We start from the raw sequence: 14,200 nt of genomic DNA on the forward strand, positions 1-14,200 counted from the left end.
GGGCGGGCTGAACGTGGCGAGAGGCGGAACGACGCCACTGACCGGTCACGGCGCATCCCCTACCATCGCGGGCTGGTCTTCCGGTTCGGAGCGGCGATGCGCGGCAGCGGCAAGTCGATAATCACGAGCGCCCTGCTGCTGTGCCTGGCCTGCGCGGCGCAGGCGGACGACACCACCGAACTGCCGCCGGTGCGGGTCAATGCCACGCGGCTGGATATTCCGCCGCTGGACCTGCCCGCCTCGCTCAGCGTGGTGGTGGTGGCGCCGGGCGACAGCGGCAAGCCGGGCGTGAATCTTTCCGAGGCCTTGATCGGCGTGCCCGGCGTGCTGGCGCGCGACCGCCAGAACTACGCGCAGGACGAACAGATCTCGCTGCGCGGCTACGGCGCGCGCTCCACCTTCGGCGTGCGCGGCGTGCGGCTGTATGCGGACGGCATTCCCGCGACCATGCCGGACGGCCAGGGCCAGGTCTCGCATTTCAGCCTGGATGCGGCCGAGCGGGTGGAAGTGCTGCGCGGCCCGTTCTCGGCGCTGTACGGCAATGCGTCCGGCGGCGTGGTGCAGCTGTGGAGCGCCGAAGGCAGCGACCCGCCGGTGACGCGGGTGGGCCTGTTCGGCGGCAGCAACGGCACGGCGCGGGTGGGCGTGTCGACGCGCGGCAAGGACGGCGGCTTCGACTACAACCTCGCGCTGTCGCACTTCCAGACGGACGGCTATCGCGAGCACAGCCGCGCGAAGCGGGAATCCGGCAATGCGCGGCTCGGTTTCGAGCTTGGGAATCGCGGGCACCTGACCGTGGTGCTCAACACCATGGCCCTGCCGCAGGCGCAGGATCCGCTGGGGCTGACCCGAGCGCAGGCCATGGCCGATCCGCGCCAGGCGATCGCCGCCGCCGACCAGTTCGACACCCGCAAAAGCGTGCACCAGACGCAGGGCGGCGCGATCTACGAGCTGTCGCCCGATGCCGATACGCAATGGCGCCTGATGGCCTACTACGGCGAGCGCGGCGTGCAGCAGATGCTTTCCGTGCCGGTGGCGGCGCAGCGCAATCCGCTCAGCGCCGGCGGCGTGGTGGATCTGGATACGAGTTACGGCGGCCTGGACGCGCGCTGGACCCGCCGCACCGAACTCGCCGGCCGTCCGCTGGAAGCCGTGCTCGGCCTGTCCTGGGACGACCAGCAGCAGCGCCGCCGCGGCTACGAGAATTTCGCCGGCAGCGTGCTCGGCGTCAGCGGCCGGCTGCGCCGCGACGAGGACGACCGGGTGTGGAATCTCGATCCCTACGCGCAGCTCTACTGGCGCTTCGCCGAGCGATGGTCGCTGCTGGCCGGCGTGCGCCACAGCGAGGTGCGCTTTCGCGCGACCGATCATTACATCGCGCCCGGCAATCCGGACGACAGCGGCAGCATGAGCTACGGCGCGACCACGCCGGTGCTCGGCCTGCAGTACCGCCCCGGCGAACGGCTGCGCTTCTACGCCAGCTACGGCGAAGGCTTCGAGACGCCGACCTTCGCCGAACTCGGCTACCGCACCGACGGCGGCGCCGGCCTGGCCTTCGACCTGCAGCCGGCGCGCAGCCGCCAGGGCGAGCTGGGCATGAAATGGCAGGCCGCGGCGGACTGGCAGCTCGAAGCGGCGCTGTTCCGCGCCGATACGCGCCACGAGCTGGCGGTGGCCAGCAACAGCGGCGGGCGTTCCAGCTATCGCAATATCGGGCGCAGCCGGCGCCAGGGCGCGGAGCTTGCGCTGCAGGGCGAGCTCGGCGGCGGCTGGCGGATGCTGCTGGGCGCGACGCATCTGCAGGCGCGTTTCCGCGACGCGTTCCTGAGCGGCACGCCGGCGGTGCGTATTCCCGCCGGCACGCGTATTCCCGGCGTTCCCGACGATTACGGCTCGCTGCGTATCGAACGCGGCGGCGCCCTGGGTTGGCGCATGGGCGTGGAGTGGCAGGGCGTGGGCGCGGTGACGGTCGACGACCGCGGCAGCGAACGCGCGCCGGGTTATGTGCTGACCGGCGCCGATATCGGCTACGGCCTGGCCTTGGGCACGGCAAAGCTGCACCTGAGCGCGCGCGTGGACAACCTGTTCGACCGCCGCGTGATCGGCTCGGTGATCGTCAACGAGAGCAACGGCCGCTATTACGAACCCTCGCCCGGGCGCACCGCGATGCTGGGTGCGCAGCTGGAATTCTGACGTAGGTTGGGGTGAGCCGCAGGCGAACCCCAACGTCGCCACCTTCAGGCGCGTGGCATCGTTGGGGGTTCGCCTGCGGCTCACCCCAACCTACGCCAGCTGTTGCCGCAAGGTGTTGGCGAACGGCTCGTCGGCAAGCAGGCGAAAACCGCCGAACTCGAATGCCGGCGCCACCGTGCAGGTCACCAGCGTATAGGCGCCCAGCGGACGCGAAGCCTGCCAGGCGTTCGCCGGCACCACGCGCACTGGCACGGCGCCCTGCGCCAGCGGCCCCAGACGGTGGCGTTCCAGCCGGCGCTCGGCGGGGTGGTAGATCAGCAGCTCCAGCGGATCGCCTTCCACGTAGTGCCAGGCTTCCTCGGCGTCGATCGCATGCCAGGCGCCGACCTGGCCGGCGGCGATCAGGTAATGGATGGCGCTGAGCGCCGGCCGCTCGCCATGCGGTGCGATGGCGGTGTGGAAGCGGCGGTAGTGGCCGCCTTCGATATGCGGCTCCAGGCGCAGCTCGGCGATCAGTTCCGCCGCGCGCCCGGACCCGCTCACGGCGTCGCCGCCGCCGGCTTCACCAGCCAGCGCACGGCCAGCAGGCCGACTTCGTAGAGGAAGCACATCGGCACCGCCAGCATGATCATCGAGGTGATGTCCGGCGGCGTGATGAAGGCGGCGATGGTGAAGGCGCCGACGATGGCGTAGCGCCGGCCGTCGCGCAGCTGCTGCAGGTTCACCACGCCGATCGCGGCCAGGATCACCACCGCCACCGGCACCTCGAAGCACAGGCCAAAGGCGAAGAACATCAGCATCACGAAGTCGAGGTAGTGGGTGATGTCGGTCATCATCTCCACTCCTTCCGGCGTCACCGCGGTAAGAAAGCGGAACGCCGCCGGCAGCACCAGGAAATAGGCGAACGCGCAGCCGGTGTAGAACAGCACCAGCGCCGCCGCCAGCAGCGGGCGCGCCAGGCGCTTCTCGTGCTTGTACAGGCCGGGACTGACGAAGGCCCACAGCTGGTACAGGATCATCGGCATGCTGATGAACAGCGCCGCGTAAAAGGCCAGCTTCAGCGGCGTGACGAACGGGCTGGCCACTTCGGTGGCGATCAGATGCGCACCCTGCGGCAGGCGCGCCACCAGCGGGGCAGCCAGCTCCGCGTACAGGCGGTTGGCGATCGGGATCAGCGCCAGCAGCACCAGGGCGATGGTGACGATCGCGCGCATCAGGCGCGAGCGCAGCTCGATCAGGTGGGAGAATAGGCCTTCTTCGACTGCGTCGGGTTCTTGTTCTTGCTCAGGCGCCGCCATGCGGGGAGTCCTTCGGATCCTTGGGTGGCGTCTCGGAGCCGAGGGCCGGCTCCTCCTTCACGGGCATGGTTTCGCCGGAAGCCGGCGCGATGGTGGCGGGCCCGACCGTTTCGGCGCCGGCGTCGCGCACCTTGCGCAGCGTGGCGTCCAGCTCGGACTGCGCCGCCTGGGCGCGGTCCGCCGCCTCGCGCGCCTGGCGCTTGATTTCTTCCAACTGCAGCTCGCGCTCCACCTCGGCCCGCACGCTGTCCCAGCCCAGGCGCACGCGGCGCAGCAGGGCGCCCGCGGTGCGGGCGGCGTGGGGCAGTTTTTCCGGGCCGAGCACGATCAGCGCGACGAGCGCCAGCAGCACCAGCTTGCCGAAGCTGATCTCGATCATGCCTTGAGGATCCGCCGGGGCTTACTTGGTTTCGCTGTGGTCGTGCTGCGACTGGCTCTGGCTGCTGGCCGGCGGCGGGTCGGCCTGCAGGCGCTCGTCCTTGGGCTTGCTGCTGCCGGCGCTTTCTTCGCCGCCGTCCAGGCCTTTCTTGAAGTCGCGCACGGCGCCGCCGAGGTCCGAGCCGATATTGCGCAATTTCTTGGTGCCGAAGATCAGCACTACGACGACCAGCAGGATAAGGAGATGGGTCATGCTCATGGGGATGGCCTCAAGTCGGAAGAAGACCGGAAAACGATCGCACGCGGGTACGCCGGCCTTTCCGAATCATCGCTGAGTGTACTCCTCCAGGCGGTCGCGGAAATCGACGACCTGGGAGGGAACATTGCTGACGCCGCCTTCGAAGATGCGGCGCGGGGTGATGCCCTTGCCGTAGATGGCTTCGTTGGCGTCGTAGTCGATGCGCAGGGCGGAGCCATCCAGGGCCACGCCAGCGAACAGGCCGCGCGAGCGCGAGTAGGAGTAGATCTCGGCCTTGAACTGCGAATCGGTGGAGGCGGTGGCCGTGCGGCCGACCGGGCCGGCCGCGGCCGCGGCGTCGGCGCCCAGGGTGAACTTGCCGTTGACGATGGAATCCACGCCGCGCTGGGTGCGGAAGACCAGGATCACATCGGTGGACGAGACGCCGGCCTGGAAGCCGACGCTGCCGCCGGTGAGCGAGATGAAGCTGGGGTTGGACCAGGTGCCGTCCGGGCTCTTCACCGAGATCAGGCCCTCGCCGCGGCGGCCGCCGAAGATGAAGCCGGCCTTGACCATGTCGGGGATCACCGCGATCGCGTGGGCTTCCTTCAGCAGGTCGACCGGGATCGATTTGTCCGGCGCCTCCATGATCTCCTTCAGCACGCGCACCGAGTTCTCGGCGCGCACCAGCGGCGGGTCCTCGGCGTGGACGGCCATGGCCGGCAGCAGAACCAGGGCGGCGAGCAGCAGGCGGCGCAGCGATGCTTTGAACATGGGTGACTCCTGTACGGGTTCCGTCAGTAGCGCCCGCGACCGCGGGTCACAGGGGGCGCCGGATGGCTTGTGGCACACTTCATGGTTGAATTGTCCACGTCGCTACCATGCCTCTCAGCCACTATACCGGCCTGACCGGACTTTCCGATGACCTGCCGGTTAAGGCCGGATTGCTGCTGGTCAACCTGGGCACGCCCGCAGCGCCGACTGCGCGCGCATTGCGTCCTTATCTGGCCGAGTTCCTCGGCGATCCGCGCGTGATCGAGTATCCGCGCTGGCTGTGGTGGCTGATCCTGCACGGGGTGATCCTGCGCATCCGGCCGCCGCGCTCGGCGCATGCCTACCAGCGCGTGTGGACGCCGCAGGGCTCGCCGCTGCGGGTGGGCAGCGAGGCGCTGGCCGCCGCGCTGCAGGAAACCCTGTCGCAGCGCATGCCGGGGCCGGTCAAGGTGGCCCTGGCCATGCGCTATGGCCAGCCCACGGTGGCCGCGCAGATCGAGCAGCTGATGCGCGAAGGCGTGCGCCGGCTGCTGGTGCTGCCGCTGTATCCGCAGTATTCGGGCACCTCCACCGGCTCGGTGCTGGATGCGGTGGCCGACAGCTTCAAGACGCTGCGCTGGCCGCCGGAGCTGCGCGTGGTCAACGACTATCACGACGACCCCGGCCATATCGAAGCGCTGGCGCGCAGCATCGAAGGCTGGTGGCGCGAACACGGGCGCGGCGACCGGCTGCTGCTGTCCTTCCACGGCATTCCGCAGCGCTACACGGAAGCCGGCGACCCGTATTTCCTGCAATGCCAGCGCACCGCGGCGCTGCTGCGCGCGCGCCTGGGCCTGGAACCGGCGCAGCTGATCGTCAGCTTCCAGTCGCGCGTGGGCCGCGAGCCGTGGCTGCAGCCGTACACCGACGCCACCGTGCGCGAACTGGCGGCGCAGGGCGTGAAGCGGCTGGACGTGGCCTGCCCCGGCTTCGCGGTCGACTGCCTGGAAACGCTGGAGGAGATCGCGATGCAGAACCGCGATTTCTTCCTCGAAGCCGGCGGCCAGGAGCTGCGCTATATCCCCGCGCTCAACCATAGCCGGCACCAGGTGGACAGCCTGGCCGAACTGGCCCTGCGCCATATGCAGGGCTGGCCGGAACGCGGCGGCGCATGAGCGGCCCCGCCGAGCGCGCGATCGAACTGCCGGCGCTGGCGCTGCGCGCGCTGGTCTGGGGCGGCGGCCATCGGCCGCCGCTGCTGGCCCTGCATGGCTGGCTGGACAATGCCGGCAGCTATGCACGCCTCGCGCCGCTGCTGGCGCCACATCGCCAGGTCATTGCGCTGGAACTGCCGGGCCATGGCCACTCCGATCACCTGCCGCCCGGCCTGCACTACCACTTCGTCGACTACGTGCGCGCCGTGCTGGCCGCCGCCGATGCGCTGGGCCTGGAACGCTTCGACCTGCTCGGCCATTCGCTCGGCGCGGGCATCGCCGCGCTGGCGGCGGCCGCGGCGCCGTCGCGCGTCCATCGCCTGCTGCTGATCGAAGGGCTGGGGCCGCTCGGCGACGACGGCACGCATACCTTGCAGCGTTTCCGCGACGGCATCGCCACCGCGCCGAACGGCAAGGGGCTGCGCGTGTTCCGCGATATCGAGCAGGCCGTGGCCGCCCGCGCCATCGCCGGCGGCCTGCGCGCGGAGCTGGCGCGGCCGATCGTCGAGCGCGGCCTGGCCGAAGTGGCGGACGGCTGGTGCTGGCGCAGCGATCCGCGGCTTACCCGCACCTCGCCCTTGCGCCTCGCCGAGACGCAGGTGCACGCCCTGCTGCGCGGCATCGACGCGCCCACCGCCCTGCTGCTGGCCGAACCGGCCACGTCGTACCTGCCCAGCGGCCCGATGATGCAGCGTGCGGCCTGCGTCGCCGGCATCGCGGTCAGCCACCTGCAGGGCGGCCATCACCTGCATCTGGAACACCCGCAGGCCGTCGCCGCCTGGGCTTCGGCCCAGCTCGGCCCCTGACCAACGGCACGCGGCGCCGCGCCGCGGCTCCGTACACTGCAAGCCATGCAGCACCTAGGGCGCGCCAACTTCGGATCCCCGCAGCACCGCCAGTCGTTCGGCGGCATGCTGGTCACCGCCACCACATATGCGGGCGAAGGCGTGCTGCCGCTGCACGAGCATGACGAGGCCTATCTGTGCCTGGTCGCCGACGGCGCCTATACACAACAGGCGTCCGGCGCGGATACCGACTGCGCGCCCGGCCTGCTGCTGGCGCATCCGCGGGGCCATCGCCACGCCAACCGTTTTTCGCCGCGCGGCGCGCGCTGCCTCAGCATCTTCCCGGGCCAGGAACTGGCCGACAGCGGCGGCCTGCAGCGGCTGCTCGGCGATTACCGCGCACTGCGCCTGCCCGACGCCGCACGCCTGCTGGCACGCATCGAGCGCGAGCTGGCGGCCGATGACGATGCCGCGCCGCTGGCGCTGCAATCGGCGGTGTTCGAACTGGTCGCCCTGGCCTGCCGCAACGAGCGCGAGGACAAGCGCCCCGCCTGGCTGGCCAAGGTGCTGCAGCGGCTGCACGACGACCCGCTGGCCGAGCTGTCGCTGCCGGAGCTGGGCCGGCTGGCCGGCGTGCATCCGGCGCATCTGGCGCGGCGCTTCCAGCAGGCGCAGGGCATGTCGGTCGGTGATTACCGGCGCACGCTGCGCATCCGCCAGGCCTGCCGCGAGCTGGCGGATGGCGAGCGGCCGATCGCCGAGGTCGCCGCCGGCGCCGGCTTTGCCGACCAGAGCCATTTCGCCCGCGTATTCAAGCGCGTCACCGGCCAGACGCCGCGTGACTACCGGCATAAAACGCAACACGCGTCCTGATACCTCAGGTTCGTCCTAGTCGGCACGCGACGCGGCCGGCAGCATGGGTTCCGTACGCCACGGAGACGAACCATGCTCAAACCATCCCTGCCCCGCCTGCTGCTGCTCGCCGGCCTGCTGCTGCCCACGCTGGCCTGCGCCGACGACACCGACACCCTGCTGCGCCAGCTGCGCGACGCACATGGCGCCGACGCCTGGCGCCGCCACGGCGCGCTGCTCGCGCAAGGCCGCGAAGACGCCGACGGCTTTACCGGCGAGTGGCGCATGGCGGTGGACCTGCGCAACGGCCACTACGCCGAACACGCGAAGACGCCGCTGTTCACCCGCGCCGACGGCGCCGACGCACAAGGCCGCTGGCACCAGGACATCACCGGCCTCAGCCACCCTTACGACTCGGCCGAGGCCGCGACCGTCGCCGCCAACGAAGACTGGCTGCGCCGCTTCGCCTTCCTCGCCGCCGACGACCGCACAGGCTATCGCCGCCTGCCGGATGCGGACGCCAACGGCCACCGCTACCAGCGCCTGGAAGCCACGCCGGCCGGCGGCCGCGCGATCACGCTGTGGCTGGATCCGGCCACGCATCGCCTGGACCACGCCACCTATGCCAGCTCCTTCCTGCTGGCGACGGAAGCCTTCGCCGACTATCGCGACGTCGACGGCGTGCAGCTGCCGTTCCGCATCACCGCCAGCGCGGTGACCGCCGGCGGCGGCGAGGACAACGGCAGCACCGACATCGTGCAGAGCTACCGCTGGCTGGAGCGCGCGCCGGCCGATGCGCTGGCGCGTCCCGACAACACGGTGCGCGACGTGAGCATGGCCGGCGATGCACGCCGCACCACGGTGCCGATGCATCTGGAAGGCGGCTTCCTGCTGGTCGATGCGAGCATCGATGGCAAGGGCCCGATGCCCTTCATTCTCGACACCGGCGGCCACGCCATCCTCACCACCGATGCGGCGAAGAAGCTTGGCCTCGCCACCCAGGGCGCGGGCGTGAGCACCGGCTCCGGGCCGGGTTCGATGGAAATGGCCTATGCGCGGGTCGGCCATCTCGGCATGGGCCGCGCGGACATCCGCGACCTCGCCTTCCTGGTGATGCCCTACCCGCACGAGTTCTACGAGCGCGGCGAAGGGCGCGAGCCGATCGCCGGCATCCTTGGCCTGGAGATCTTCGAGCGCTTCGCGGTGACCTTCGACTACGACAAGAACCAGCTGGTGCTGCAGGCCTACGACCGCGGCGACGCACCGCCGGCCGAGCACGGCGAGCGGCTGCCGGTGACGTTCACCTACGACATGCCGCTGGTCGACGCCAGCCTCGACGGCAAGCAGGGCGTGTTCGGCATCGATACCGGCAATGGCGGCCTGACCCTGCTGTTCCCGCAGTGGGCCGCGCGCAACGGCATCGCCGCACATTACGAGCATGGCGCACCGGCGCCGACCGGCGGCGTGGGCGGACTGTTCACCGCGCACTTCGCGCATGCGCAGGGCCTGCAGCTTGGCACGCAGAAGCTGGACAACGTGGTGGCCATGCTGACCCGCGCCGATGCCGGCGCCACCGGCAATCCCACCGAGGCGGGCAATATCGGGCAGGACATCCTGTCGCGCTTCAACGTGCACTTCGATTACCGCCGCGCGGAGATGGTGCTGCTGCCGCGCAAACCGCCGGTGCCGGCGCAGTACGCGATGGCCGGCTTCCGCGCCAGCAAGTCGGCGGCGCAGCCGGATCGCTACAAGGTGAGCTGGGTGCTGGCCGGCAGTCCCGCCGCCGAGGCCGGACTGAAGGCGGGCGACTTCATCGTCGCGGTGAACGGTAAAGCGGCGAAGTCGATCGGACTGGGCGAGCTGCGCGATGCCGTCATGAATCTGCCGGAAGGCACGCCGCTGAAGCTCACGCTGGATGGCGGCAAGGTGCTGGACATGCGCCTGCGCGACGTAGCGCCGCGCTGACCGTAGGTTGGGGTGAGCCGGAGGCGAATCCCAACGTCGCGCAACGTTGGGGTTCGCTGGCGCTCACCCCAACCTACGCCGCTCAGTCGACCGGCTTGCGTCCATCCGCGCGCGGCTGCACCTCGATCGTCGCGGTCATGCCCGCGGCGATCAGCACGTCCGGCGGCAGGTGTTCAGTGTCGATGGCGATGCGCACCGGCACGCGCTGAGCCAGGCGCACCCAGTTGAAAGTGGGGTTCACGTCGGCCAGCAGGTCGCTGCCGGTGGGATTGTCGCGGTCGGTGATGCCACGCGCGATGCCGGTGATCTGGCCGTCCAGCCGCGCGCCACCGGCCATCAGGCGGATGTGCACCGGGTCGCCCACGCGCAGGTGCGGCAGCTTGGTTTCCTCGAAATAGCCGTAGATGTAGTAGCTGTGGCTGTCGATCAGGGCCAGCCGCGGCGAGCCGGTGGAGGCGTAGTCGCCGACGCGGATATCCAGGTTGGTGACATAGCCGTCGACCGGCGCGCGCACGTCGGTGCGCTCCAGATCGAGCTTGGCGCGGTCCAGCGCTACTTGTGCCTGCTCCACCGCGGCCTCGGCCTGCTGGCGCGCGGCGCTGGCCTGGTTGCCGCTGGCCTGGGCCTGCTGCCAGGTGGCGCGCGCGGCGTTGGCGGAGGACTGCGCGTCGGCGCGCACTTCCTGCGAGACCACGTCGCCCAGGCGCTGGCGGCGCTGCGCCTGCGAGGAAGCCATCTCGTAGTCGGCCTTGCGCGCGGCGGCGCTGGCCAGGGCCGCGTTGATATTGGCGCCGGCGGCGCGCGCGCTGGCTTCGGCCGCGGCGAGATTGGCCTGGGCCTGGGCCACGGCGTATTCGAAGCGCGGCTTGTCGATGGAGAACAGCAGGTCGCCCTTCTTCACCTGCTGGTTGTCGATCACGGCAACGCGGGTGACCAGGCCGGAGACATCCGGCGCGATGCGCACCACTTCGGCGCGCACGCGGCCATCGCGCGTCCACGGCGAATACATGTAGTGGCGCCACAGCGCATGGCCGAGCAGCGCGGCGATGACGACGACGGCGGCGGTAAGGGCGAAACGGAGCAGCGAGGTGATTTTCATGGTTGCGGGCTCAGGGAAACAGCAGCAGTCCGGCGGTGCCGAACATGCACACGAAAAGGGCCAGCCGGAACAGCGGCGGATGCCAGACGAAGCGATAGAGGCCGAAGCGGCCGACCACGGTATCGACTAGCCACAGCGCCAGCAGGCAGCCGATAAAGACCACCAGCAGGCCGGGCACCAGGGCGTCGGCGAGCGCGACTTCATGAGGTATCCATCTATGCGGCATGGGGAGTCTCCGCGGCCTTGTTCGCCTCGATATAGGGCGCCATGGCCGATTCGTCGTCGCGCAGCGCGCTGCGCAACAGGTAGAGGTGGGTGAGCGCGGCCTGGCAGGTCGACGGCGACTGCGCCAGGTGGGCGTTGGTGATGGCGATGGCGTGAGTGACGCTCTGATCGGCCAGGCGCCAGCGCTCCGCGCCGGGCTGCGCGTAGAGCGCGCCGATGGCGTGCACCGCGTCCTGTACCGGACCCACCACCGAATGCGGCATGCCGCTGCGCGCCACGTCCTGGCGCAGCTCGATCACCGCGCGGCCGCATTCGTGCACCGACAGTGCCCAGGCCAGCAGGCTGCGCGACTCGTCGGTATCGGGGCGCGTGTAGTTGACCACCTGCTGCACGATGTCGCGGTTGATGCTTTCGAAGCTGTACAGCAGCCCCGGCAGCGGCGCGTTCGCCGCCAGCACCACCTGGTGGCGCAGCTGCACCAGCTGGCGGCGGCGCTGCCACAGCGAACCGGTCACCGCCGGCACGAAGATGAAAAACACCGCCGTCATGGCTATGCCGACGACCTGGGCGATGGCGTCATTAAGAAAGCGCGTGGGGTCGTACACCATCGGGTTCTTCAGCGCGAGGATGTACACATAGCCCAGCGTGAAGCCCGCACCGACGCCCGGCAACGTCTGGTTGCGCGTGGTGAGGTAGGGGCCGATCAGCAGGAACGGCAGCGTGGCGATGATCAGCATGGCGAAGCCGTCGCCGCCGGGCAGCCCGTAGAAGGTCACCAGATAACCACCGACCATGCCGCTGACATAGCCGGCCAGCGTATTGGTCACCGCGATCATCGGGTATGCCGACGCCGCGAACAGGCCGCTGAAGATGGTGGCCAGCAGCATGGCGCTGGAGCCGTAGGTCCAGCCGCTGCTCAGCCAGAACACGCTGAGCACCGCCATGGTGAGGAAGGTGCGCAGCACGCTCACCGCGGCGCCGGGCACGTCGTTGCCGCGGCGGAAGTGCACGATCTCCACCGCGCCCTTGAGATTGCCTTCGCGCAGCGAGGCTTCCAGCGCGGTGAAGTCGCGCATCTCGCTGCAGAAGCGGCGCAGCAGGCCGGCGCCGGTGTCGAACTCCAGCCAGGCGTCGGCCGGCAGTTCCGCGCGCAGGCGCGCGGCCAGCGGCGGCAGCACGTCTTCGCAGGCCTTCAGGCGCGGGGCGAGCACGGCGGGGTCCTGCTGCTGCGCGGGGTCGGGCGAGAGCGCTTCGCCGATCGGCGCGTACAGCGCGATCAGCGCGGCGGCGACGTTGTCGCGGCCGGCGCGCTGCAGGCGGTTGATCAGGTGATGCGCCGACTGGAAGCTGGTGGACGCGGCCATGTAGCGCTGATTGAGCAGGCGCATGCGGCTGCTGCGGGCGCGCGCTTCCGGGTCTTCGAAGATGACCGAGGCGCGCAGGTCTTCCAGCTGCACCGCGGCGCGCACGAAGCGCAGGTGCGCCTTCTCCATCTCGCGGCGCGGGATGGCCCCGCCGGTGCTGCCGCGCGCGAAGTCGATGAAGTGCGCGAAATGCTCGCGCGCACTGCGGCGCAGCAGGGGGCGCAGGCGCTCGGGCAGGATCACGTCGCTGACCACGCCGGAAACGATGATGCCGAGCATCACTTCGCTCACGCGCATCACCGCGGAGTCGAACACGTTGAGCGGATTGCTCACCGCCGGCAGGGTGACGATGGCCGCGGTATAGCCGGCCAGCACGAAGCCGTAGGCGGCGAAGTTGCGGTACAGCGTGGCGCCGCCGGCGCACATGGCAACCCACAGCGACAGGCACAGCAGGAACAGTTCGCGCTGCTGCGGGAACAGGCTCATCAGCACCAGGCCGAACAGGCTGCCGGCGAAGGTGCCCAGCGCGCGGTAGAAGCTCTTGGCCAGCACCATGCCGCTCTGCGGATGCATGACGATGGCCACCGTGATCATCGCCGTGGCCGGCTGCTCCAGCTGGAACAGCATGGCCAGCCAGCAGGTGACGTACATGGCCAGCAGGGTCTTGGCCACGAACACCCACGACACCTGCTCCTCGGCGAGGAAGGCGGGCAGCCAGGCCCAGCGCGGGGCGGCGGGTGCGGTTTCGGGAGCCATGGCCTCAGGCCGGGTCCACGTGGTCGAGGAATTTCTTCAGCAGCCGCTCCAGCTGCGCGGATTCGCGCGGCTGCAGCCCGCCGGCCTGCCGTTCGAGCAGGCCGCAGATGCCAGGCAGGAAGCTCTCGATCATCGTCAGCCCCTTCGCCGTCAGCGTAAGCGTGACCTTGCGGCGGTCCTCGTCGCTGGCGGTGCGCTCGATCAGGCCCTTGTCGCACAGCTCGTTGGTCAGCCGCGTGATGTTGGCGGACTTCTCCCCCGCCGCGTCCGCCAGCTGCGAGGGATTGAGCGTATAGCCCTCGGTGCCGTACAGCATCATCAGGAGGTTGTATTCCGGATGGTTGATGCCGAACGGCTTGAGCAGCGCGTTGGCCTCGTCGTGCACGCGCTTGTAGATGTGCTTGACCAGGCGCACCAGCACGGCCGGGTCGCGCGGGAACTGGGGATAGCGGCGGCAGGTGATGGCCAGGCGCTGCTCGGTGGGGGCGAAGCTGCTCATGCGCGGATCTCGGCGGGGATCGATCATTTAGTACATTTATGTACAACTTATTTGTGAATATTATGCCTGTGAGAGAACCGGCGCAACCGGCTTTTTCCAGGGCACAAAAAAAGCGCCCCGCGATGGGGGCGCTTTTCTCGTATTTCCAATGGCTTGCGGCGTGTCTCAACCCTTGATCGGGAAGGTCTCCGTATTGCCGCCGGCCGACTGCGCCGGCGCGGGGGCCGCCCCCGGGCGGCCGGCGGACGGGCGGTTGGCGCCGCACTGGTAGGCGCCCCAGGGCTGGGAACCCTCGGACGGCTCGGCCAGCGGCTTGACGGTGTCGGCGTGCATCTTGGCCGCCTCGTTGCGCGCCATCACTTCCAGCTCGTCGCGCACCTTGATGTCGTTGCGGTTGATCGGCCCCACCCGGTTCATCACCGACACGGTGACCTTGCCCAGCTCATGGCAGGAGGACACGTCGCCGCTCCATACCGTGCGGACGTTCTTGGCGGCATCGTCCAGGGTGATGCCCCAGGTGCAGGCACCGAGCAGCAGGGCCACGGGAACGAGCAGCAGGGTCTTGCGCATGGGTGACTCCA

The 14,200-nt window shown here is 69.8% G+C and carries 15 protein-coding genes; 5 read left to right on the forward strand and 10 right to left on the reverse strand.

All coding sequences use genetic code 11. The annotated features are described in order from the left end of the window. Positions 1-96 precede the first annotated feature (96 nt). Positions 97-2,193 carry a TonB-dependent receptor gene (locus tag ISN75_RS20385; RefSeq protein ID WP_343817909.1) on the forward strand — a complete coding sequence of 699 codons (2,097 nt, stop codon included), beginning with the start codon at positions 97-99 and terminating at the stop codon, positions 2,191-2,193. A 90-nt stretch (positions 2,194-2,283) separates the two neighbouring features. Here the strand turns inward: ISN75_RS20385 and ISN75_RS20390 are convergent, their stop codons facing one another. The 5 genes from ISN75_RS20390 to ISN75_RS20410 form a co-directional block, all read right to left on the reverse strand. Next, a complete protein-coding gene (locus ISN75_RS20390; protein ID WP_343817911.1) occupies positions 2,284-2,736 on the reverse strand; it encodes a cupin domain-containing protein in 453 nt (150 codons plus the stop codon). After that, entirely contained in the window at positions 2,733-3,491 is a 759-nt protein-coding gene (gene tatC, locus ISN75_RS20395; protein ID WP_167253386.1) for a twin-arginine translocase subunit TatC, read from the reverse strand. The genes ISN75_RS20390 and tatC overlap by 4 nt, the downstream gene beginning before the upstream one ends. After that, positions 3,478-3,870, reverse strand: coding sequence for a Sec-independent protein translocase protein TatB (gene tatB, locus ISN75_RS20400; RefSeq protein ID WP_343817914.1), 393 nt, complete (start codon positions 3,868-3,870; stop codon positions 3,478-3,480). Before tatB ends, tatC begins: the two co-directional genes overlap by 14 nt. 21 nt (positions 3,871-3,891) lie before the next feature. Beyond that, positions 3,892-4,128 carry a Sec-independent protein translocase subunit TatA gene (tatA, locus tag ISN75_RS20405; RefSeq protein WP_167253382.1) on the reverse strand — a complete coding sequence of 79 codons (237 nt, stop codon included), beginning with the start codon at positions 4,126-4,128 and terminating at the stop codon, positions 3,892-3,894. A gap of 66 nt (positions 4,129-4,194) precedes the next feature. Continuing rightward, complete coding sequence (locus ISN75_RS20410) at positions 4,195-4,881, reverse strand: lipid-binding SYLF domain-containing protein (protein ID WP_167253380.1); 687 nt, start codon at positions 4,879-4,881, stop codon at positions 4,195-4,197. A gap of 107 nt (positions 4,882-4,988) precedes the next feature. Here ISN75_RS20410 and hemH point away from each other — a divergent pair, with 107 nt between their 5' ends. The 4 genes from hemH to ISN75_RS20430 all read left to right on the forward strand — a co-directional run bounded on the left by hemH (position 4,989) and on the right by ISN75_RS20430 (position 9,676). After that, the gene (gene hemH / locus ISN75_RS20415) at positions 4,989-6,035 is read left to right on the forward strand and encodes a ferrochelatase (RefSeq protein ID WP_343817917.1); all 1,047 of its coding nucleotides are present in this window, start codon (positions 4,989-4,991) and stop codon (positions 6,033-6,035) included. Further along, the gene (locus tag ISN75_RS20420; RefSeq protein ID WP_343817919.1) at positions 6,032-6,880 is read left to right on the forward strand and encodes an alpha/beta hydrolase; all 849 of its coding nucleotides are present in this window, start codon (positions 6,032-6,034) and stop codon (positions 6,878-6,880) included. The genes hemH and ISN75_RS20420 overlap by 4 nt, the downstream gene beginning before the upstream one ends. A 45-nt stretch (positions 6,881-6,925) precedes the next feature. Further along, entirely contained in the window at positions 6,926-7,732 is an 807-nt protein-coding gene (locus ISN75_RS20425; RefSeq protein WP_343817920.1) for a helix-turn-helix transcriptional regulator, read from the forward strand. A gap of 72 nt (positions 7,733-7,804) precedes the next feature. Beyond that, the gene (locus ISN75_RS20430) at positions 7,805-9,676 is read left to right on the forward strand and encodes an aspartyl protease family protein (RefSeq protein ID WP_343817922.1); all 1,872 of its coding nucleotides are present in this window, start codon (positions 7,805-7,807) and stop codon (positions 9,674-9,676) included. Positions 9,677-9,758: 82 nt separating this feature from the next. Here the strand turns inward: ISN75_RS20430 and ISN75_RS20435 are convergent, their stop codons facing one another. The 5 genes from ISN75_RS20435 to ISN75_RS20455 form a co-directional block, all read right to left on the reverse strand. Beyond that, on the reverse strand, positions 9,759-10,775 hold the full coding sequence (locus ISN75_RS20435) for an HlyD family secretion protein (protein WP_168648348.1): 1,017 nt from the start codon (positions 10,773-10,775) through the stop codon (positions 9,759-9,761). A 10-nt stretch (positions 10,776-10,785) separates the two neighbouring features. Next, positions 10,786-11,001, reverse strand: coding sequence for a DUF1656 domain-containing protein (locus ISN75_RS20440; protein ID WP_208399643.1), 216 nt, complete (start codon positions 10,999-11,001; stop codon positions 10,786-10,788). Next, entirely contained in the window at positions 10,991-13,120 is a 2,130-nt protein-coding gene (locus ISN75_RS20445) for an FUSC family protein (RefSeq protein WP_343817924.1), read from the reverse strand. Before ISN75_RS20445 ends, ISN75_RS20440 begins: the two co-directional genes overlap by 11 nt. Positions 13,121-13,124: 4 nt before the next feature. Further along, positions 13,125-13,619, reverse strand: coding sequence for a MarR family transcriptional regulator (locus tag ISN75_RS20450; RefSeq protein ID WP_167253365.1), 495 nt, complete (start codon positions 13,617-13,619; stop codon positions 13,125-13,127). A 165-nt stretch (positions 13,620-13,784) separates the two neighbouring features. After that, the gene (locus tag ISN75_RS20455; protein ID WP_167253363.1) at positions 13,785-14,189 is read right to left on the reverse strand and encodes a DUF4156 domain-containing protein; all 405 of its coding nucleotides are present in this window, start codon (positions 14,187-14,189) and stop codon (positions 13,785-13,787) included. Positions 14,190-14,200 lie beyond the last annotated feature (11 nt).

The sequence above is a fragment of the Dyella marensis genome (assembly GCF_049532885.1).
Lineage (GTDB): Bacteria > Pseudomonadota > Gammaproteobacteria > Xanthomonadales > Rhodanobacteraceae > Dyella_D > Dyella_D marensis.